Raw genomic sequence first — 19603 nt, forward strand, 5'->3', positions numbered from 1 at the left:
TATCTCAAAGCTCCTGCGGTTCGCCGGTACCCATGTACTTCGACAGTTGGTAGTGCAGGTTGACGGTGCTGCGTTCGCGGTACGGGTTGGGCTTGGTGCCGCCGAAGCCCAGCGATTTCATGCCCTGCTGCACGGCGGCCATGTTGGAGAAGTCCTGGGGCAACACCGAGCGCCACCGTGGGTCACCGACCGGCGTGTACTCCCACTCCGTTTGCGGCTCTTCGCCTTTCGGAAACAGTTCGAACACCGACACCTCGAAGATGCACTTGTCGGGGTTGTAGCCGGGGTCCGGCCGGGCGCCGTAGCACAGCGCAACCGTCAGGCCCTGACCGATCTGGAAGTTCGGGAAGATCTGCCACGCCGTGCCGGCCTGCCCGAGGATGTCGGACGGGATCGTCGGCCAGATCACGCCGCGGGCCTCGTCGTCGCGGCGTGCCGACGCCAGCCAGTGCTCGAGGACCTTGTCCGCCGGGGTGCCCTCGGGGAGCTCGTCGACGAGTCGTTTGGCGGCGTTCACCAGCGTCTCGGTGGTGGAGGTGTTGGTTTCTTCCATCGTGTAGATCTGCATCTGGGCGGTCGACACGCGGGGATCGGCGCCGGTGCCGAGGCGGATCTTGGACTTGGTCGCGGCGAGGTCGTCCGGGGCGTCGTAGCCGATGTTGCTGTGCTTGCCCTGCGCCTTGGCCCAGCCCTTGAATTCGCCGAACTTGTTGAACTCCGGATGGGTCGTGTAGACGTGGTAGGTCTCGTTGAACGCCTCCAGCGCCACCTTCCAGTTGCAGTCGAAGTACAGCCATTTGCGCCATTTGTAGCGCATGTTCTCTAGCCCGAAAGGGTCGAGGATCTTGGCGGCGGGAAACAGGTAGTCGGCCAGCGGCTCGCAGTCGGGGTCCATGTTGATCCACAGCCAGCCGCCCCAGGTGTCGACCTTGACCGGCCGCAGGTGGGTGTTCTCCGCAGTCAGCGCCTCCTGCCAGTCCTGCTGCTCGCGGATGTGGGTGCACGCCCCGTCCAAACCGTAGGTCCAGCCGTGGAACCCGCACACGAACGACTTGCGGGCGCGGCCGCAGGCGTTCTTCGCCCCCTGCGGCGTGTCGATCAGCCGGCGGCCGCGGTGCATGCAGACGTTGTGGTGCGCGCGAAATTCGTTCTGCCCGACGCGCACCACGATGATCGAGTCGTCGAGGATGTCGTAGGTCAGGTAGCTGCCCACCTCGGGCAGCTCTTCGACGCGGCCGACCTGCTGCCACACCTTGCGCCACAGCTTGTCGCGCTCGGCGCGGGCGTAGTCCTCGCTGATGTACGCCTCGACGCCGATCGTCATGGGTTTCGAAAGTTCTTCGGTCACTTGGACTTCCGTGTCAGTCACGACATCCTCCTAATGGCCGCGCGGAAGGATTCGTCTTTGAGGAACAGCGACGTGTTGTCGGCGCCGAGATGGCTCCACTTGAGGTCGAGGCCGCCGTCGACGAGCAGCGTCTGGCCGGTGATGTAGCTCGACAGGTCCGAGAGCAGGAAAAGGATGGCGCCGGCCTGCTCCTCGGGCCGGCCGCGCCGGCCCATCGCGATCGCCTGCCGATCCCGGTCCGGGTCTTCGTCCACGTAGGTGCGCGAGGCCGCGGTCTCGGTGACGCCGGGCGCCACCGCATTCACCCGGACGCCCGACAAAGCCAACTCGAGCGCCATCGTGCGGGTCATCGCCGCGATCGCGGCCTTGGCGGTCCCGTAGGCGATGTGAAACGGCGCGGTGTTCATGCCGCTGATCGACGAGATCGACACGATCGACCCCGGCCGCTGCTGCGCGACGAGTTCGGCCGCGACGGCCCGGCTCATGAAGAACGCCGTTTCGAGGTTGTCGGTGAAGATCTTGCGCCAGTCGTCGCGCGTCACCCGGGTCGACGGCATCCACGTCGACGGCTCGGCGCCGCCCGCGACGTTCACCAGACCGTAGAGGCTCCCGTCGGCGCGCCGGGCCTGGTCGATCACCGCGGCGATGCCCTCGTCGGTCGACGCGTCGGCAGCGACGGGCACCACCGCCAGGCCCTGTTGAGCCAGCGGGGCGACGTGCTCGTCGAGGTTTTCCTTCGACCGGCTCACCGCGATCACGGTTGCCCCCGCGCGGGCGGCCATGGCCGTCACGGTCGTGCCGATGCCGCCGCCGCCGGCACCGGAAACCACGACGACGCGCCCGTCTAGCCCGAGAAGACCGTCCATGACCTGCTATCTACTGCCAAGTTTTGTCCGGACAAGATACCGCGTTCTGTCCTTTGGAGAACACTATTCCCATCGGTGGACTGGGCTGTCAAGACCGACACCGGCTGCTCCGGAAGCTATTGTCTGGACTAGGCGGAGTTGATAGCGTCCAGCTCAAACGGCTGACGGAAGGACCTCGCACGGCATGTCCATCTCACGGGGCGTGGCAACGCAGCCATCCCGGTATGCGGTCCCGCAGTCGATCGACGTCGCCGACGATTGGCGACTCGAACGGGTCACCGCCGCCAGCCGCCTGTTCGGCGCCAACGGCCTGCGCACCGGCCCGGACGGGCGCGTGTACATCGCGCAGGTGACCGGCAGCCAGATCAGCGCGCTGGATCACCGCACCGGGGAGCTTGCGGTCGTGAGCGCCAAGGGCGGCGAGATCGTGGCCCCCGACGACGTCGCGTTCGACGCGCGCGGCAACCTGTACGCGACCGAGGTGATGGACGGCCGGGTCAGCGTGCGCGACAACGCCGGCCGGACGCGGGTGCTGCGCGACGACGTTCCGTCGGCCAACGGCATCACCGTTCATCGGGACCGGTTGTTCATCGGCGAATGCCGCGAGGGCGGGCGCCTGCTGGAGTTGGACCGCAACGGCGGGCCGCCGCGGGTCCTGCTGGACGGCGTGCCCTCCCCGAACGCGATGGAGGTCGGCCCGGACGGGCTGCTGTATTTCCCCGTGATGGGCGCCAACGAGATCTGGCGCGTCGATCCCGATGGCGGCGAAACGCAATGCGTCGCAAGAGATCTCGGTGTGCCCGACTCGGTCAAGTTCGACTCGCAGGGCCACATCGTCTCGACTCAGGTGGCCAGCGGGCAGGTGCTGCGCATCGATCCGCGCAGCGGCGAGCGGCGGCTGCTCGCCCAGCTCAGTCCGGGCCTGGACAACTGCACCCTCGTCGGCGACCGGGTGCTGGTGTCCAACTTCACCGGCGAGATCACCGAGATATCGCCGGACGGCGCGACGCGGACGGTGCTGCCCGGCGGGCTGAACTGGCCGCTGGATCTGACCGTGGGCCACGACGGTCGGCTCTACATCGCCGACGGCACGTACTTCTATGCCGCCGCGCCCGACGGGTCGTTGCAGACCGTGGGGATGTTGTTCAACCCCGGCTATCCCGGCTTCCTGCGCGGCGTCGCGGCGAGCGGGCCCGGCGAGTTCGTCGTCACGACCTCGGGCGGCCAGGTCGGCCGCTACCGGCCGGCGGCGAGCGAAACCGAGGTGCTGGCAGACGGTTTCGACCAGCTCTACGGAGTCGCGGTCGGGCCGGCCGGGGTGATCGTCGCCGAGTTGGGCACCGGCCGGGTGCTGTCGTTGCGGCCCGACGGTGTCGACGTGCTGGCCCGCGACCTGCGCGAGCCGGTCGGCGTCGCGATCGGCGGGGACGGGGCGTGCCTGGTCGCGGAGGCCGGCGCCGGACGGGTAGTGCGACTGAACGGGTCGACCATCGACACCGTGGTCGCCGATCTGCAACGGCCCCAGGGCATTTGCGTGCACGACGGCGTGCTCTACATCGTCGACGCGGGCGCCAAGGACTTGGTCGCGTTCGACACGAACACCGGGGTTCGGCGGACCATCGCGTCGGGACTGCCGGTCGGCCCCCCGCCCGGTGTGGTGCCCAAGCCGCTGAAAGGCATGCCGCCGTTCTCCGGCCCGCAGGGCCCCTTCGCCGGGATCGCGGCCGCCCCAGACGGGGCGCTCTATGTCTCCGCCGACGGGGACGGCAGCGTCCTGGCACTGCGCCGACCGCGGGACGGCGGCTGATGTCCCAAGCCATCTCGAGCGAGCACCGCTATCTGCAGATCGCGCGGACGCTGCGCAAGGAGATCGTCGACGGCGTGTACCCGGTGGGCTCGCAGTTGCCGACCGAACACCAATTGTGCGAGCGATTCGCGGTCAGCCGCTACACCGTCCGCGAAGCCCTGCGCCGGCTGCGCGAGGACAATCTGGTCGCATCGCGGCCCCGCGCCGGCACCCGGGTGGTTCCCCGGCCGGCGTCGAGTTCCTATGCGCAGGACACGATGTCGATCGACGACCTGCTCGCGTTCGCGTCCGGAGCGCAGCTGAACATCGAGTCGAACGAGATGGTGACGATCGACGACGGACTCGCCGCACAGACCGGGCTGCCCGCCGGCACGCAGTGGCTGTCCGTGCGGGGCTACCGACGGGCCGACGGCGCGTCGGCGCCCCTGTGCCGAACGGAGTACTACATCAACCGCGATTTCGCCGCCGTCGGCCGGCTGCTGCAACGTCACACCGGCCCGATCTTTCCGTTGATCGAGGACCTGTTCGGGGTGAGCATCGCCGAGTTGCGGCAGGAGATCGCCGCGGTGCTGCTGCCGGCGGAGCTGGCCGACGGACTCGGGGTCGCGGCGGGCACGGCTGCGCTGGAGATGCGGCGCACCTACAAGACCTCCGACGGCGAGGTCGCTCAGGTCACGGTCAACACCCACCTGTCCTCGAGCTTCCGGTACGCGATGACCATGCGCCGCGTCAATGATTAGGGCGAGTGCGGTGATCGACACGGCTCGCGCGGCGGAGGCCCACCGGCGCGGGCTGTGGGTCACCACCACGCTCGCCGACGCGCTGCGCGCGGCCGCGGAAACCTCACCGCAGCGAACCGTGTTGGTGGATGCGGATATTCGGCTCGACTGCGCCACGCTGTACAACCAGGCGACCCGGTTGGCCCACGCCCTGCTGGAGCGCATGCCGACCGGCAGCGCGGTGTCATTCATGCTCCCGAACTGGCACGAGGCCGCGGTCGTCTATCTGGCCGCGACCCTGGCCGGGATGGTGGTGAACCCGATCCTGCCGTCGCTGCGCGACCACGATTTGCGTTTCATCCTCGAAGACGTCGAATCCGCGATGATCTTCGTCCCGCACCTGTTCGGCGGCCACGACTACGCGGCGATGCTCGAACGCGTGACCGCCGCGATGAGACCCGCCCCCGAGGTGGTGGTGTTGCGTGGCACCGGAACCGGCCCGCACACGCCGTACCCGGCTCTGCTGCAGCACCGCCCGGATCCCGCGCCGCTGCCGGCCCTGGATCCCGATGCCGTGCGGATGGTCCTGTACACGTCGGGCACCACCGGCCGCCCGAAAGGCGTCCTGCACAGCCACAATTCGATACACGCCCTGATCCGTCAGATCCGCGACCACTGGAACGTCGAGCCGGGCGACACTTTCCTGGTCCCGTCGCCCGTCGCCCACATCGGCGGGTCGATCTACGCGTTCGAATGCCCGCTGCTGCTGGGCACGACCGCGGTGCTCATGGACCGGTGGGACCCGGCGGCGGCCGTGGCCCTGATGAACGGCGAGCGCTGCACCCACATGGCCGGGGCGACACCGTTTTTGCAGCAGCTGCTGGCCGCCGCCGAACGCGCCGGCAGTCGCCTGCCCGACCTGAAAGTGTTCATCTGCGGCGGCGCCTCGGTGTCGCCGTCGCTGATCCGGCGCGCCGCCGAATATTTCGACCGAGCGGTCGTGACCCGGGTGTACGGCTGCACGGAGGTGCCCGTCGCGACGGTCGGCGCGCCCCGGCGCGACGAAGCCGACCGAGCCGCGGACACCGACGGACGGGCCGGGATCGCCGAGATCAAACTCGTTGCGCACGCCTGGGCGCCGGACGGCGACGGGGAGATCTGCGTTCGCGGCCCGCAGATGCTGCTGGGCTACCGGCACCGGCAAGACGATACCGATTCGTTCGATGCCGCAGGGTTTTTCCGCACCGGGGACCTCGGGCGCTGGGTCTCAGCGGGTTTGAAAGGCCAATACCTCGTCGTGACCGGCCGGGCCAAGGACGTCATCATCCGCAACGGCGAGAACATCTCGGCCAAGGAGGTCGAGGACCTGCTCGCCGACCACCCCGGCATCGCCGAAATCGCGATCGTGGGTGTGCCCGACGACCGAACCGGCGAACGGGCGTGCGCCGTCATCGTGCCCGCCGGCGGGCCGGCCCCGGACGTCACCGACCTGCTCGCGCTCCTGCAAGGCAAGGGCGTCGCGAAATTCAAGGCCCCCGAACAGGTGGTCATCTGGGACGCGCTGCCCAAGAACGACGCGGGCAAGGTCCTCAAACATCGGATCAGGGCGGCTCTAACACGGGATGGGTGAGATGCAGGTCGCAATTGTCACGGGCGCGAGCAGCGGCATCGGGTTGGGCTGCGCACAGAAACTGGCCGAGATGGGAATGGCGGTCCTGGGCACGGGCCGCGACGAGGACCGACTGGCCGGGCTGCACGAGTCCATCGGCGACCCGGCGCGGGTCGCGACGCTCGCGGTCGACCTGACCCGCGACGACGCGCCGCGGCGCATCGTCGACCTCGCCGTCGAGCGGTGGGGTCACATCGACTTCCTGATCAACAACGCCGGGGTCGGCAACCCCAAGCCGGTACACGAAACCGACGACGAAACCCTGGACTACTTCCTGGGTGTGATGCTGCGGGCGCCGTTTCGGCTCGCGCGCGAAGTCCTGCCCCACATGGGGCCCGGGTCGGCGATCATCAACATCACGTCGACCTTCGCCGTCGTCGGCGGCCTTCGCGGCGGCGCCTATTCCGCCGCCAAGGGCGGTCTGACCGCGCTGACCACCCACATCGCCTGCCAGTACGGCGCCGCCGGTATCCGCTGCAACGCGGTCGCACCCGGCGTGACCGTGACGCCGATGGTCGAGAAACGTTTGCAGGACAGCCGGTTCCGCAAGATCAACACCGAGCTGACGCCGCATCAGCGGCTGGGCACCATCGACGACGTAGCCAGCACCGTCGCGTTCTTGTGCTCACCCGGAGGGAGTTTCATCAACGGGCAGACGATCGTCGTCGACGGCGGCTGGAGTTCGACCAGGTACATGTCGGACTTCGCGCTGAACTCGGAGTGGGTGCCGAGGTGAACGCGAGACTGAAACTACGCACACCCGCCGCGGCGTGTCGTGTGTGCCGTTTAAGTGTCGCGGCGAACCGGGACGGAAGTCGGCGGTGAACGTTTCGCCCGCCGCGTTTCTGCGCACGGCGCTGCCGCTGAACCTGTCCGGCCTGGCCGAGCTGGATACCGGCCGATACCACTCGATCTGGCTGCCCGATCACATGGTGAGCTTTTGGCCCGACGCACTGTGGACCCCGGAATTCACCGATCTCGCAACGGCTTCGCCGTCGCCGCATCGTAACCTCGACGGCATGGCGGTCGCCGCGGCCGCGGCCGTGCTGACCGAGACGGTGCCCCTGGCCACCTGTGTCGTGGACACGGTGCGTCGCCACCCCGCGATGCTGGCCCAAAGCGCGCTGACCATCGATCACCTGTCCCGGGGTCGATTCATCCTGGGCCTGGGCAGCGGTGAGAGCGAAAACATCGTGCCCTACGGATTCGACTTCGCCCGACCCGTCGGCCGCTTCGAGGAGGCGCTGAAAGTCATCCGCCTGTTTTGGGACAGCGACGGGCCGGTGGACTTCGAGGGGCGCTTCTACCGGCTGAATCACGGCCGGCTCGACACCGAGCCGTACGACGGGCGCTTCCCGCCGATCTGGATCGGCGCCAGCGGGCCCCGGATGCTCGACATCGTCGGACGTTACGCCGACGGTTGGTGGCCGGCCGGGGCCTGGACGCCCGAGCACTACGCCGAGATGCTCGGCGTAGTAAGGCAATCGGCCGAACGGGCCGGCCGCGACCCGATGGCGATCACGCCGTGCTACGTGCAGGTTTGCCTGATCGGCGAAGACGACGAGGCGATCGAGCGGATCGTCCGCGCCCCGCTGGTGGCCGCGTTCCTGCTGCAGGTGTCGGCGGACGTGCTGCGCGGCTTCGGCTTCGACCATCCGATGGGCGACGACTGGGGCGGGTTCCACGACATCGACCCCACGACGCTGACGCGCGAACGGATCGTCGACTTCCTGGGCCGGGTCAAGCCCGAAGCGATCCGGGCGGTCGTGCCGCACGGCACCCCCGCACAGGTCGCCCGAATCATCAAGTCGTATGTGGACGCAGGGCTGCGCGTCCCCAAGATCCTGGATTACGGGGCGATGGCCGGACTGGAGTTCAGCGCCGCGTCGGCGGCCAACGTCCGCAAGACGGAAGACGAACTGTTGGCCTTGTGTGGCGGCCGACCATGACGGCGGGGCTCGACGCGAACGCGATGCTTGCCCGCGCACGGGCCGAGACGGGACTGGACGACTACGGCGACCCGACACTGCCGCAACGATTCCGGTTGGCCGTCGACCACCTGAACGATATCGGCATGGACGCCAACGGCATTGAGCAGGCGGAACGCGTCTGTCATTGGCTGCTGACGTCACGGCTGGAGCTGATCGAGGACCGCAACCGCTACCCGATCCCTGCCGAGGTGGTCGACCATCCGATGTTCGTGACGGGGGAGCCGCGGTCGGGTACCACGCTCATGCACGCGCTGATGGCGGTGGACCCGCACGCACGCGCGCTGCGCTTCTGGGAGGTGATGTACCCGTCGCCGCCGCCCGGCCTCGCCGGCCCGGACGACCCCCGTCGGGCCCGGGCCGACGCCGACTGGCGCGAGATCAACGCGAAGATGCCCAAGTGGCTGCTCAGCCACCCGTACAACGACATGCTCGGCGACGGCCTCCCCGAAGACGAGCGCACCTGGGCCTTCGACTTTCGGGTAATGACCCCCACCGCGTGGTGGCGGGTGCCGATGCAGACCCTCGTCGGCGGTCTGCCGACGGACCCGGCCGCGCAATACCGCCTCCACAAGGCGATGCTGCAGCAGTTCCAGTACCGCCGGCCCCGAAAATACTGGGTGCTGAAGGGATTCCACGGCTTTCGCCTCGAGGAGTTCTTCGATGCGTATCCAGACGCGAACCTGCTGTGGTTGCATCGCGACCCGGTCCAGGTGGCGGCGTCGCGCACGATGATGATGGCCGACATCCTCGACGGCATCGTCGGCCCGATCGATCTCACGGTCGAGGCGAAGAAGCACCTCGAGATGACCCGCGCCAGCATCGCCAACACCATGTCCAACCCGATGGTGGACGATCCGCGGATCCTGCACATCCCCTACACCGACTTCATCGCCGACCCGGTCGCGACGGTCGGACGCTACTACGCCTTTTGCGGGCGGGCCCTCACCGGTGCGGCCGAGGCGTCGATGCGTGATTACCTGGCCAACAATCGCGGCGACCGCTACGGAAAGTTCCGGTACTCAACCAGGCTGCTGACCGACATCGGCGAGAACCTCGAAGACCTGCACGCCGAATTCGCGCCCTTCCGGGAACGATTCGGGGTCAGCATCGAAAAGCGCGATTGACATGACCGCGCGCGAACGGCTCTCGGTCCACAACGTGACATTCCTCGGAGCGGATACCGCTGAACTACAGAAGAATTGGACCGCCCTCGGCCTGCGCCACCTGAGCGTCCTCGACACGCAACTGCTCGACCCCGGCTTCGCTCACCTGATTCGAGCCGAAGGCTACGCGGTCGAGGCGGTCTACCACCTGTTCGGCGGCGCCGAAGACCTGTCCCGGCTGATCGACGCCGCCGCCACCACCGGTGCGCGATGCATCTACATGCTCACCGGCGGCCGGACCGGGCTCACCTGGGAGCGGGCGGCCGAGCGGTTTTGTCGCGCGGTCGAGCCGTGCGTGCGACAGGCGGAGCAGGCCGGCGTCGGCCTGGCCATCGAGAACGCGTCGAGCCTCTACGCCGACATCCATCTCGCGCACACCCTGCGTGACACGATCACCCTCGCCGAGCAGGCGGGGATCGGCATCTGCATCGACCTGTTTCACTGCTGGGCCGAAGCCGATCTCGCGGGCCTGCTGCGACGGGCGCTCCCCCGCACGCAACTGATCCAATTGAGCGACTACGTGCTGGGGGACCGGGCCCTGCCGGCCCGCGCGGTACCCGGCGACGGCGCGATCCCGATCGAACCCTTCGTGGCGCAGGCGTTGGCCGAGGGCTATCGATTCGGTTTCGACCTGGAACTGCTCGGTCCGCGCATCGACGCGGAGGGCAGGTTAGCGGCGGCCGCGCGGGCGTGCGCGACGGTGAGCGCGATGCTCGACGGACTCGGCGGCTGAGAAGCCGAGAGAGGCAGGGGCGCGATGGCTTTCGGCGATGGACCAGACGACGCGGCACTCGACCGGGCGTGGGTCGAGTTCTGTGCGCGATTGCAGGCCGCCGGCAAGCGGGCGTTCAAAGATCTGAACGCGACCTCCGGCCTGCAGCGCGCCGACGCGTTTCGCTTCCTGACCCAGAACCTGGGGCAGGCCTTCGATCTGGCCCTGGAAACCCGCGACACCCGCTACCCGGTGCTGCACGCCTTTTGCAACCCGACCCGCAAGCTGGGCGGAGACTGCGCCGACTTCACCTATCAACAGGCGTGGATCGACGGCGAATCCACCTACCGGATCACCGGAACCCGCGGCACCGCACCCTTTTTCAACATCACCGTGCAGGGCACGCGTCCCGGCGGTCCGGGTGTCCTGCACGAGCCGTTCGGCGATGTGCCGGAGGTCAACCTGTTCGGGCACCAACTCCGTGTCGAGCCGGACGGCACCTTCGAGCTCTACATCGGCGGCCCGAAGCGCGGCCCGAACTGGCTGCCGACCACCGCGGATTCGCGCAAGCTGTTCATCCGCCAGGGCTTCGACCGCTGGGACGAGAACCCCGCCCGGATGCGGATCGAGCGCGTCGACATGACGTCGCCGAAGCCGCTGCCCACTCCCGCCACCATGGTTGCGGCCATGCGCTGGGCCGGTGATTTCGTCACCGGGCTGATGAGCGACTGGCCCGAGTTCCCTTTCACCCACGGCGGCGTCGACCGTGAACATCCGAACCGGTTTCCGCGCCCCGACGCATCCGACGCGGACGGCAAACGCGGCCGGACCGCCGCCAACATGTACTGGGAACTCGGCCCCGACGAGGCCCTCATCGTGGAGTTCGACGCCCACGAGGGCTTGTGGATGATCACGAACATGGGGGCCTACTTCACCAGCATGGACTTCCTCTACCGGCCGGTCAGCTACACCCCGAGCCGCGCATCGGTCGACGACGACGGCAAAGTCAGACTGATTCTGGCCCACCGGGACCCGGGCTTTCACAACTGGATCGACACCCAGGGATTCGAACGCGGGAACCTGACCTACCGCCACATGCTCGCGGGCCAGCCCGCGACGCTGACCACCCGGCTCGCCAAACACGCCGAACTGGCGCAGGCGTTGCCCCCGGAAACCGCGCGCGTCACCGCCGCCGAACGCACCGCTTTGATGTGGGAACGCTTCAACGGGATCCGCAACCGATTTCCCCTCTGATGCGGCTTCGAGCGCGCGTGTCTTCCGCGTATCCGGGCTGCCTCGCAACTAGGCTGGCTGCGATCAAGAGGAGGGGCAGCGACGTATCGGCATCAATCTTGGCGCCGGGCGACAAAGTGGCCAGGGCGCTTTAACCGCGGACACTGAGCCGGGCGGGAGGCACCCCGCACCGGCGCGTTCTGATCGGCGGCCGCGATGGGTCGCCCCGGTGCGCCGGGTGGGCCGGCTCGCGATCTGGGATCAACCGGAGCGGCGCAACGGCATCCCGGCGCTGGACGGGCTTCGCGCGATCGCGGTCACCCTGGTGCTCGTCGGGCACGGCGGCATCCCCGGCGTGGGCGGCGGCTTCATCGGCGTCGACGTCTTCTTCGTCCTCAGCGGATTCCTGATCACCGCGCTGCTGCTGGACGAGCTGCAGCGCACCGGTCGCATTGGGCTGACCGGCTTTTGGATCCGGCGGGCGCGACGGCTGCTGCCGGCCCTGGTGTTGATGGTGCTCACCGTGGGCGCGGCCCGCGAACTCCTGCCCAGCCAGTCGCTCACCGGGTTGCGCGACGACGCGATCGCCGCGTTCCTCTGGGTCGCGAATTGGCGGTTCGTGGCCCAAAAGACCGACTATTTCACCCAGGGCGCCCCGCCGTCGCCGCTGCAGCACACCTGGTCGCTCGGGGTGGAGGAGCAGTACTACTTCGTCTGGCCGGTCCTGCTGATCGGGGTGACCCTGCTGCTCGCCGCGCGGGCCAGGCGCTACTTCAGGCGGGCCACCGTCGGCGGGGTGCGGTTCGCCACCTTTCTGATCGCCACCGCCGGCGCGCTCGCTTCCGCGGCGCTCGCCATCGTCCTGGCCTCCGACTCCACCCGGGACCGAATATATTTCGGCACCGACACCCGCGCGGAGGCGTTGCTCACCGGTGCCGCGGCGGCGGCACTGCTGGTTAGGGATTGGCCGTCGATGAACCGCGGCTGGTGCCTCATCCGGACCCGGTGGGGGCGCCGGGTCGCCCGTGTTCTGCCGTTACTCGGTCTGGCGGGGCTGGCGGCGGCGACCCACTTCGCGTCGGGCCGCGCCGGCGAGTTTCGGCACGGCCTGCTGATCGGCGTCGCGGTCGCATCCGTCGTCGTGGTCGCCCCGGTGGCGATGGAGCAGCGTGGTGCCGTCGCCCGCATCCTGGCCCTGCGCCCCCTGGTGTGGCTGGGCACCATCTCCTACGGCGTGTACCTGTGGCACTGGCCAATCTTTCTGGCCCTCAACGGAGAACGCACCGGATGGTCCGGCCTGCCGCTGTTCGCCGCCCGGTGTGGCGCCACGGTGGTCGTCGCCGCCGCCTCGTGGTGGCTGATCGAACAACCGATCCGGCGGTGGCGGCCGGCGCGGGTGCCGCTACTGCCGCTCGCGGCGGCCACCGTGGCCAGCGCCGCCGCGGTGACGCTGTTGGTGATCCCGGTGGGCACCGGGCCCGGCTTGCGGGAAGGCCTGCCGCCGGGGGTCTCGGCGGTGGCCGCGGTGTCGCCGTCCCCGCCCGGCGCCGGCCGGCCCGCACCCCGCGATCCCCACCGGCCCTTCACCGTTTCGGTGTTCGGCGATTCGATCGGGTGGACCTGGATGCACTACCTCCCGCCGACGCCCGGGTTCGCGTTCCTCGACCACACCGTCATCGGCTGCAGCCTGGTGCGCGGCACGCCGTACCGGTACATCGGCCAAACCCTTGAGCAGCGACCGGAATGCGACGGCTGGCCCATCAGGTGGTCGGCGCAGCTCGGCCAGGATCAGCCGGACGTGGCGCTGCTGATCATCGGCCGGTGGGAGACCGTCGATCGTGTCAACGAGGGGCAATGGACCCATATCGGTGACCCGACCTTCGACGCCTACCTCAACGGCGAATTGCAGCGGGCGCTGAACATCTTGAGCGCCAACGGTGTTCGTCTGGTGGTGGCGACCGTGCCGTACAGCCGGGGCGGCGAGAAGCCGGACGGTCGCCTGTATCCGGAGGACCAGCCCGATCGCGTCAACCTGTGGAATACCATGCTGCGCAAAACGGTTGGCCAGCGCGGCGGCGTCCAGGTCCTCGACCTGAACAAAAAGTTATGCCCGGACGGGGTTTACACGGCCAAGGTCGACGGCATAAAGGTGCGCAGTGATGGCGTCCACCTCACCCCTGAAGGGGTGAAATGGCTGACGCCCTGGCTCGAGGAATCCCTGAGATGACCGTTAATCGCCCGTGCGGCAGCTGATTTCCATGCTGTCGGTCTCCCGGACCAGGAAGTTGAAGCTGACGTATCCGTTGTCCGGGTCACGCACGCGGTCGAGATAGGGCCGCATGTCCGCGGCGCTGGCGTTGTCGGCGACGATCAGGGCACCGGTCGACAGGCGCGGTTCGAGCAGTTCGAGCACCGGCAGGTAGAGATCCTTCCACCCGTCGAGCAGGACGAAATCGACGGCACTGTCCAGTTTTTCCAGCGTGGTCAGCGCGTCTCCCTCGAGGATGGTGATCACGTCGTCCAGGCCGGTCTCGGCGAACGTCTGCCTGGCCGCGGCGATCTTGGTGGCGCTGAGCTCGGTGGTCACCACCCGGCCGGCGCCGTTGTCGCGCACCGCCGAGGCCAGGTGCACCGCGGAGATTCCGAAGGACATGCCGAACTCGACAATGGTCGTCGGCCGGGTCGCCCGCACCAGGGCGTAGAGCAGTCGACCGGCCTCCGGCGTCACGGGGATGTAGAACTCGCTCATGGCGTCGGCGCGCTCCTGCGCGCTCATCGGTCGGTCGAAATCGCTGAATTTTTCACGCAACGTCGACATCTGGTTCTTCGTCTCGGTGTACATCCGGTCGAGCACCGTCGCGACCCTGTGCGCCTGCAAAGTATTAGCCATGGTTTCGAGGGTAGTCGCGGCGGCAGATGGGCCCGTTGGGTTAACAGAAACCAACGTAATGGTTGCGTAAAGCAATTTGACGCGCATTGCGTCGCGGTGCAAGATGGACGGGCAAGCACCTCGGTAGGTGAGGCGTCTGCACGGATATAGGCCACTGACCCCGAACGTCGAGAGACGCCCCGGGTCAGGACAGCTCTTCCCGGACCCAAGGGTTGAGCCCAAGTGGCTTCCGGGACCACCGGATACGCCGTGCAGTGCCGAAGCTCCGACGAGAGGGGTGCGACCGGCGGTTTTCGCCGGTCATTTCGCTTCCTCCCGTTCAGGTGACTGTGACGACACCCGCGTGTGTCCCGGCCGTGAGGAGGTGAGGGCGAGATGAGTCCCGGCGACAGTCCGTATCCCAATTCCGTCTTGTCCCGATCCGGTTCCGGCATTCTCTCCGCCGCCTGATTTCTCGGGTGCTCGATAACGCTGCGCGTCAAGCACTTTGCGGGCGGCCAGCGTATGCCACGGGCCGATCGGACCTCCCGACAGGAGACGATCATGGCTTTTGTTGTTACACACCGTCCTACCGGTCCTCAGCGGGGACGCGGCCGGTCGATGCTGCGCATCGGCCGCCTCCTGGTCAGCAAGCTGCACGCGCGCAGCGCGCTGACCCCGCAGGAGCGGGCCAACCTCTATGTCTCGCGGATGCCGATTGCGGTTATCTCGGCATCGTTGGGCGCGCACCCGTCGGACAGCGCCCGCCGCTGATTCGCCGACCCGAGCCGAACTTGGTTGAGATAGCGAGGATTCGATGACGTCGATTTCCGCGGAGCTCGAGGGCGGCGCACGCACCGAGGCGCCGGTCCAAGCCGTGCTGGATTCGGCGCACGCCGGCGACATCGTCGGCGCGTTCGGCCGCATCCGCCGCGACGGCGGGGGCACCGGCCGCCGCTGGCGGCGGCTGCGGACACTGATGGTCATCACCGGCCCCGGGCTGATCGTGATGGTCGGCGACAACGACGCCGGCGGCGTCGCGACGTACGCCCAGGCGGGGCAGAACTACGGCATGGGTCTGTTGTGGACGTTGGCACTGCTGATCCCGGTGCTGTACGTGAATCAGGAGATGGTGCTGCGGCTGGGCGCGGTCACCCGGGTCGGCCACGCGCGGCTGATCTTCGAGCGCTTCGGCAAGTTCTGGGGCGCCTTCAGCGTCGGTGATCTGCTGATCCTCAACGCGTTGACCATCGTCACCGAATTCATCGGCGTATCACTGGCACTCGGGTTCTTGGGCTGTCCCAAGGCGATCGCGATCCCGGCCGCCGCGGTGTTGTTGTTCGCCGTGGTGGCCGGGGGGTCGTTCCGCCGCTGGGAGGGCCTGATGTTCCTGCTGATCGCGGTGAACGTGCTGATCGTTCCGCTGGTATTGATGGCGCACCCCACGCTGAACGCAACGGCGGGGGGACTGGTGCCGCAGTTCCCGGGCGGCCTCAACTCCACCGTGCTGCTGCTCGTCGTCGCGATAGTGGGCACCACGGTCGCGCCGTGGCAGCTGTTCTTTCAGCAGTCCAACGTGGTCGACAAGCGCATCACGACCCGCTGGATCGCTTACGCCCGAGCCGATTTGATCATTGGCATCGTCGTCGTGATGGCCGGCGCGACGGCCTTGATGGCGGTGACGGCGTTCGGGTTGGCCGGCACCGCCGACGCCGGTGCCTTCACCGACGCGGGTGCGGTCGCCTCGGGCTTGTCCCGGCACCTCGGCGGCACGGTGGGCGCGCTGTTCGCGATCATCTTGCTGGACGCGTCTTTGATCGGTGCCAACGCGATCGGGCTGGCCACCACGTATGCCGTCGGCGACGCCTTGGGCAAGCGGCACTCGCTGCATTGGAAGATCAGCGAGGCCCCACTGTTTTACGGCGGGTACGCCGTGCTGCTCGCGGTGTCGGCCGGGGTCGCGTTCAGCCCGGACCACATCCTCGGCCTGGTGACCCAGGGCGTGCAGGCCCTCGCGGGTGTCCTGCTGCCCTCGGCGACGGTGTTCCTGGTCCTGCTCTGCAACGACCGCGCGGTGCTCGGACCGTGGGTAAACACGGTGCGGCAGAACATCGTCGCGTGGACCGTCGTGTGGTGTCTGGTGGTTTTGTCGTTGGCCCTGACGGCGACGACGTTCTTCCCTGGTCTGTCCACGGCCACCATCGAGGCCGGACTCGCGGCCGGCGCCGCGCTCGGCATTCTGGGCGGTGCCGTCTCGATCATCGCCGGCCGGCGGCATCGCGACCTGCGGGACGCGGAAGCCATCGCGGGGGCGCTCGGCGGTGGCCTGGATCCCAATGAGGTCGAGAAGCTCGAGGACGCACCGCTCCTCACGCGCGCCGAACGGCGGGCCGTGCGCCGACAGGATCGGGCACACTGGCAGACCCCCAACCTCGCCGTGCTCGACCGGCCGACGATGTCGCCGATCCGGCGGGCCGGGTTGCTTACCCTGCGCGGCTATCTGGTGGTGGCCGTCGTGTTCGTGATCATCAAGATCGTGCAGGCCGGAGTCATCGGGCCGGCCACGTCATTGTGAACCGTTCGGCAGCAGAACGATTTTGCCGCGGGTGTGGCGCTTTTCCAGTTCCTCGAACGCATCGGCGACGCGGTCCAGCGAGTAGGTTCCTGCTACCTCGAAATCGATGGCGCCCGTAGCGATCAGGTCGGCCATCTCGGCAAGCACTTCCGGCGTCGACGCGTCCACACTGCCCTCGGTTTTGGCGCCGACCTCGCCGGCCTTCTGGAACGAGATGATGGTCTCGATCCGTTCGGGCGCGACGCCGAGATCCAATGCGAGCTGGATGTAGTCGGGGCCGAACAGGTCGATGAACGCGTCGATCCCGTCGGGCGCGGCCTCTCGCAGCCGGTCGGCCAGGCCCTCTCCGTATTCGACGGGGGTGACGCCGTGTGCGCGCAGCCAGTCGGCGTTGCCCGGGCCGGAGATGCCGAGCACCACCGTCTTGCGCAGGGCCAATAGCTGCACGACGAGGCCGCCGACTCCGCCGGCGGCCGCCGAAACGGCGATTGTTTCGCCCGGTTGGGGGTCGACGGCGCGAACGGCGGCATAGGCCGTCGCCCCGACCACGTACAGCGAACCCGCCACCTCCCAACTCAATTCGTGGGGCTTGCGAATGAGTTGGTTTTCCGGGACGGCGGTGTGCGTGGCGTGGCTGGACCGGCGGAAGCTGAAGCCGAGGACTTCGTCGCCGACGGAAAGCCCCGTGACCCCCGGTCCCACGGCGGTCACCACTCCGGCGAGGTCGCTGCCCTCGCCGGACGGAAAGGTGGCGGGGAACATGTCGTGCATCGCCCCGCTTCGGATGGCCGCCTCGCCAGGATTGATCCCCGCGGCGCGAACCTCGACCACCACCTCGCCCGGGCCGGGCGACGGCATGTCCACATCCGCCACGTACAACACGTCGCGGCCCCCGTAGCGGTCGAATCGAACCGCTCGCGCCACCCCAGCCGACATCTGGTCCCCCTCATCCCGTGAATAGGCACCGCCTGCGGCCAGCATAGGCGTGTGCCGTCCCCTTGTTACCGTCCGCATTTCGCAGTAGCGTCAGGCGCCGCGGACGGGACAGGGATGGACACGGAGGGAACCCCATGAAGCTCGCTCGGATCACCGTCGCCGGCTGGGCGGTCGCCGCGGTAGTCGGCGCCGCGACCACCGGCTGCGGTGACTACCATCATTCGTCCCCCTCCACGTCCCTGCCCGGGGCCACGTCGTCGACCGGTTCGAGCGCGGTCACGAGCCCTGCCCCGGGACAGCAGACCGATTACAGCAATTTGCTGATCAAGGCCGGCGACATCGGCGGCGACTTCACGACTCCGCAGCCGCCGGTGCTGAACCCGAACAACGCGCCGGGCGTCGCGCAGCTTTTCGCCAATGCCGACAACAGCCGCCGGATCGGGGCCACGATCCTGATCGTCGCCGACCCGAAGGTGGCGGCGGCGGGAATCGAGAACACCAAGGCCAACTACGCGGGCAAGGTCAGCGGAACGTGGCAGCCCGTCGATATCGGAACCAACGGGGCGATGATTTCCGGTAGCGCCCCGGGCAATTCCCAGGCGATCACGGTCGTCCTCTTCAACGAGGGCAAGGCGCTGGTCAACCTGGAATTCGACAGCGCCCCCAACGATCCCATCGATCCTGGCCTGGCGATCGACGTCGCCCGCAAGCAGGACGCGGCCATCAAGGGCGCTTTGCCCGCCTAGCCCAAATCGGGCCGGGCTACCGCAGTTCCAAACGTCTGGGCGCGGAATGCCTTTGTGCGCACCGGTTTCGGCCGGGCGGTCAGGCCACGACCTGGATGGGATCGCCGACGTTGACCTGGTTGAAATACCAAGCCGCGTTATCCGGGCTCAGGTTGATGCATCCGTGACTGACGTTGGCGTGGCCCTGCGAGTCGACCGACCACGGCGCCGAGTGCACATACACGCCGCTCCAGGTGACCCGCACCGCGTACTGCGCCGTGATCTTGTAGCCCTCGGGTGAACTCAGCGGGATCCCGATGGTCCGCGAGTCCATCACGACGCTGCGTTCCTTTTCCAGGGCGGTGAAGTTGCCGATCGGGGTGGGGCGGCTGGGCTTGCCCATCGATGCCGGCATCGTGCGCAGCACTTCGCCGTTGCGGCTGACGGTAAAGGTGTGCCCGGACAGGCTGGCGACGCCGAGCAACTCGTCACCGGTGTCGAAGCCCGTTGTGAGGGCCTGCACCCCCACCGAGACATGCGTGTGGGTGGGCCAGTAGTGGTTCGGAACCCACTGGACGACGTTGTTCTCGACCCACTCGAAATGGCCGGGCATGTCGCTCGGCGACGTGACGTGGATGGTCCGTTCGGCGGCGGTGCGGTCGGTGACCGGGGCGGTGAACGTGACCACGACCGGGTGCGCAACCCCCACCAGGGCTCCGTTAGCGGGCAAAACGGCGGCAACTCCGGGGACCGGCTCGGGCAGCGGGACGGCGGCCACGGTGCGGGCGCCGCTGCCCAACGCGCCCATGCCGACGATCGCTACCATAACGAATAGATAACGAACCGCTCGACGCATGGCGCTTACCCTTTGCGATGGTTGGACGGACACAACGATATTCTACTGGTTGTCGGCGCATTCCGGTTTTCAGCAAACATTGCCGTGTTCGCTGGATCCGCCGCCCGCCGCCACTCGGGCCGGCCCGCGGCGCG

The 19603-nt window shown here is 68.2% G+C and carries 17 protein-coding genes and 1 riboswitch; of the genes, 12 read left to right on the forward strand and 5 right to left on the reverse strand.

What is annotated here, in order from left to right; genetic code table 11:
* Positions 1 to 4 precede the first annotated feature (4 nt).
* Both AC5Y7V_RS02355 and AC5Y7V_RS02360 read right to left on the reverse strand, forming a co-directional pair.
* On the reverse strand, positions 5 to 1324 hold the full coding sequence (locus tag AC5Y7V_RS02355; RefSeq protein WP_499878902.1) for an aromatic ring-hydroxylating oxygenase subunit alpha: 1320 nt from the start codon (positions 1322 to 1324) through the stop codon (positions 5 to 7).
* Between the two features lie 41 nt (positions 1325 to 1365).
* Positions 1366 to 2214: an SDR family NAD(P)-dependent oxidoreductase gene (locus AC5Y7V_RS02360; protein ID WP_499878434.1), complete on the reverse strand. Its 849-nt coding sequence runs from the start codon at positions 2212 to 2214 to the stop codon at positions 1366 to 1368.
* Between the two features lie 184 nt (positions 2215 to 2398).
* On the opposite strand from AC5Y7V_RS02360, the gene AC5Y7V_RS02365 reads away from it, so the two are divergent.
* From AC5Y7V_RS02365 to AC5Y7V_RS02405, 9 genes are all read left to right on the forward strand, one after another.
* Positions 2399 to 4021, forward strand: a complete 1623-nt coding sequence (locus tag AC5Y7V_RS02365; protein WP_499878435.1) for a Vgb family protein — start codon at positions 2399 to 2401, stop codon at positions 4019 to 4021.
* A complete protein-coding gene (locus tag AC5Y7V_RS02370; protein WP_499878436.1) occupies positions 4021 to 4761 on the forward strand; it encodes a GntR family transcriptional regulator in 741 nt (246 codons plus the stop codon). Before AC5Y7V_RS02365 ends, AC5Y7V_RS02370 begins: the two co-directional genes overlap by 1 nt.
* Complete coding sequence (locus tag AC5Y7V_RS02375; RefSeq protein ID WP_499878437.1) at positions 4754 to 6370, forward strand: AMP-binding protein; 1617 nt, start codon at positions 4754 to 4756, stop codon at positions 6368 to 6370. Before AC5Y7V_RS02370 ends, AC5Y7V_RS02375 begins: the two co-directional genes overlap by 8 nt.
* Positions 6363 to 7145: an SDR family NAD(P)-dependent oxidoreductase gene (locus tag AC5Y7V_RS02380; RefSeq protein WP_499878438.1), complete on the forward strand. Its 783-nt coding sequence runs from the start codon at positions 6363 to 6365 to the stop codon at positions 7143 to 7145. The genes AC5Y7V_RS02375 and AC5Y7V_RS02380 overlap by 8 nt, the downstream gene beginning before the upstream one ends.
* An 85-nt stretch (positions 7146 to 7230) precedes the next feature.
* Positions 7231 to 8358 (forward strand): LLM class flavin-dependent oxidoreductase, encoded by a 1128-nt coding sequence (locus AC5Y7V_RS02385; RefSeq protein WP_499878439.1) that lies wholly within the window; start codon positions 7231 to 7233, stop codon positions 8356 to 8358.
* Positions 8355 to 9524 (forward strand): sulfotransferase family protein, encoded by a 1170-nt coding sequence (locus AC5Y7V_RS02390; protein WP_499878440.1) that lies wholly within the window; start codon positions 8355 to 8357, stop codon positions 9522 to 9524. Before AC5Y7V_RS02385 ends, AC5Y7V_RS02390 begins: the two co-directional genes overlap by 4 nt.
* Position 9525: 1 nt before the next feature.
* Positions 9526 to 10296 (forward strand): sugar phosphate isomerase/epimerase family protein, encoded by a 771-nt coding sequence (locus tag AC5Y7V_RS02395; protein ID WP_499878441.1) that lies wholly within the window; start codon positions 9526 to 9528, stop codon positions 10294 to 10296.
* 24 nt (positions 10297 to 10320) lie between these two features.
* Positions 10321 to 11529, forward strand: a complete 1209-nt coding sequence (locus AC5Y7V_RS02400; protein ID WP_499878442.1) for a DUF1214 domain-containing protein — start codon at positions 10321 to 10323, stop codon at positions 11527 to 11529.
* A 208-nt stretch (positions 11530 to 11737) separates the two neighbouring features.
* On the forward strand, positions 11738 to 13735 hold the full coding sequence (locus AC5Y7V_RS02405; RefSeq protein WP_499878443.1) for an acyltransferase family protein: 1998 nt from the start codon (positions 11738 to 11740) through the stop codon (positions 13733 to 13735).
* 3 nt (positions 13736 to 13738) lie between these two features.
* Here AC5Y7V_RS02405 and AC5Y7V_RS02410 read toward each other — a convergent pair whose 3' ends face one another.
* Positions 13739 to 14398, reverse strand: a complete 660-nt coding sequence (locus AC5Y7V_RS02410; RefSeq protein ID WP_499878444.1) for an O-methyltransferase — start codon at positions 14396 to 14398, stop codon at positions 13739 to 13741.
* A gap of 112 nt (positions 14399 to 14510) precedes the next feature.
* Positions 14511 to 14682, forward strand: a riboswitch (M-box (ykoK) riboswitch).
* Positions 14683 to 14941: 259 nt separating this feature from the next.
* Here AC5Y7V_RS02410 and AC5Y7V_RS02415 point away from each other — a divergent pair.
* Both AC5Y7V_RS02415 and AC5Y7V_RS02420 read left to right on the forward strand, forming a co-directional pair.
* A complete protein-coding gene (locus AC5Y7V_RS02415) occupies positions 14942 to 15151 on the forward strand; it encodes a hypothetical protein (protein ID WP_499878932.1) in 210 nt (69 codons plus the stop codon).
* Positions 15152 to 15194: 43 nt separating this feature from the next.
* On the forward strand, positions 15195 to 16952 hold the full coding sequence (locus tag AC5Y7V_RS02420) for an NRAMP family divalent metal transporter (RefSeq protein WP_499878445.1): 1758 nt from the start codon (positions 15195 to 15197) through the stop codon (positions 16950 to 16952).
* On the opposite strand, the gene AC5Y7V_RS02425 is transcribed toward AC5Y7V_RS02420, so the two are convergent.
* Positions 16944 to 17888 carry an NADP-dependent oxidoreductase gene (locus tag AC5Y7V_RS02425; RefSeq protein ID WP_499878446.1) on the reverse strand — a complete coding sequence of 315 codons (945 nt, stop codon included), beginning with the start codon at positions 17886 to 17888 and terminating at the stop codon, positions 16944 to 16946. The two genes, AC5Y7V_RS02420 and AC5Y7V_RS02425, sit on opposite strands and share 9 nt — an antisense overlap.
* Before the next feature lie 134 nt (positions 17889 to 18022).
* On the opposite strand from AC5Y7V_RS02425, the gene AC5Y7V_RS02430 reads away from it, so the two are divergent.
* Positions 18023 to 18634, forward strand: coding sequence for a hypothetical protein (locus AC5Y7V_RS02430; RefSeq protein WP_499878447.1), 612 nt, complete (start codon positions 18023 to 18025; stop codon positions 18632 to 18634).
* 79 nt (positions 18635 to 18713) lie between these two features.
* On the opposite strand, the gene AC5Y7V_RS02435 is transcribed toward AC5Y7V_RS02430, so the two are convergent.
* The gene (locus AC5Y7V_RS02435) at positions 18714 to 19469 is read right to left on the reverse strand and encodes a L,D-transpeptidase (RefSeq protein ID WP_499878448.1); all 756 of its coding nucleotides are present in this window, start codon (positions 19467 to 19469) and stop codon (positions 18714 to 18716) included.
* Between the last annotated feature and the right edge of the window lie 134 nt (positions 19470 to 19603).

The sequence above is a fragment of the Mycobacterium sp. NGS34 genome (assembly GCF_059812845.1).

Coding starts and splice junctions, on each gene's coding strand:
- AC5Y7V_RS02355 (WP_499878902.1), bottom strand. CDS start 1,324: ATGACGATCGGCGTCGAGGCGTACATCAGCGAGGACTACGCCCGCGCC.
- AC5Y7V_RS02360 (WP_499878434.1), bottom strand. CDS start 2,214: ATGGACGGTCTTCTCGGGCTAGACGGGCGCGTCGTCGTGGTTTCCGGT.
- AC5Y7V_RS02365 (WP_499878435.1), top strand. CDS start 2,399: ATGTCCATCTCACGGGGCGTGGCAACGCAGCCATCCCGGTATGCGGTC.
- AC5Y7V_RS02370 (WP_499878436.1), top strand. CDS start 4,021: ATGTCCCAAGCCATCTCGAGCGAGCACCGCTATCTGCAGATCGCGCGG.
- AC5Y7V_RS02375 (WP_499878437.1), top strand. CDS start 4,754: ATGATTAGGGCGAGTGCGGTGATCGACACGGCTCGCGCGGCGGAGGCC.
- AC5Y7V_RS02380 (WP_499878438.1), top strand. CDS start 6,363: ATGGGTGAGATGCAGGTCGCAATTGTCACGGGCGCGAGCAGCGGCATC.
- AC5Y7V_RS02390 (WP_499878440.1), top strand. CDS start 8,355: ATGACGGCGGGGCTCGACGCGAACGCGATGCTTGCCCGCGCACGGGCC.
- AC5Y7V_RS02395 (WP_499878441.1), top strand. CDS start 9,526: ATGACCGCGCGCGAACGGCTCTCGGTCCACAACGTGACATTCCTCGGA.
- AC5Y7V_RS02400 (WP_499878442.1), top strand. CDS start 10,321: ATGGCTTTCGGCGATGGACCAGACGACGCGGCACTCGACCGGGCGTGG.
- AC5Y7V_RS02410 (WP_499878444.1), bottom strand. CDS start 14,398: ATGGCTAATACTTTGCAGGCGCACAGGGTCGCGACGGTGCTCGACCGG.
- AC5Y7V_RS02415 (WP_499878932.1), top strand. CDS start 14,942: ATGGCTTTTGTTGTTACACACCGTCCTACCGGTCCTCAGCGGGGACGC.
- AC5Y7V_RS02420 (WP_499878445.1), top strand. CDS start 15,195: ATGACGTCGATTTCCGCGGAGCTCGAGGGCGGCGCACGCACCGAGGCG.
- AC5Y7V_RS02425 (WP_499878446.1), bottom strand. CDS start 17,888: ATGTCGGCTGGGGTGGCGCGAGCGGTTCGATTCGACCGCTACGGGGGC.
- AC5Y7V_RS02430 (WP_499878447.1), top strand. CDS start 18,023: ATGAAGCTCGCTCGGATCACCGTCGCCGGCTGGGCGGTCGCCGCGGTA.
- AC5Y7V_RS02435 (WP_499878448.1), bottom strand. CDS start 19,469: ATGCGTCGAGCGGTTCGTTATCTATTCGTTATGGTAGCGATCGTCGGC.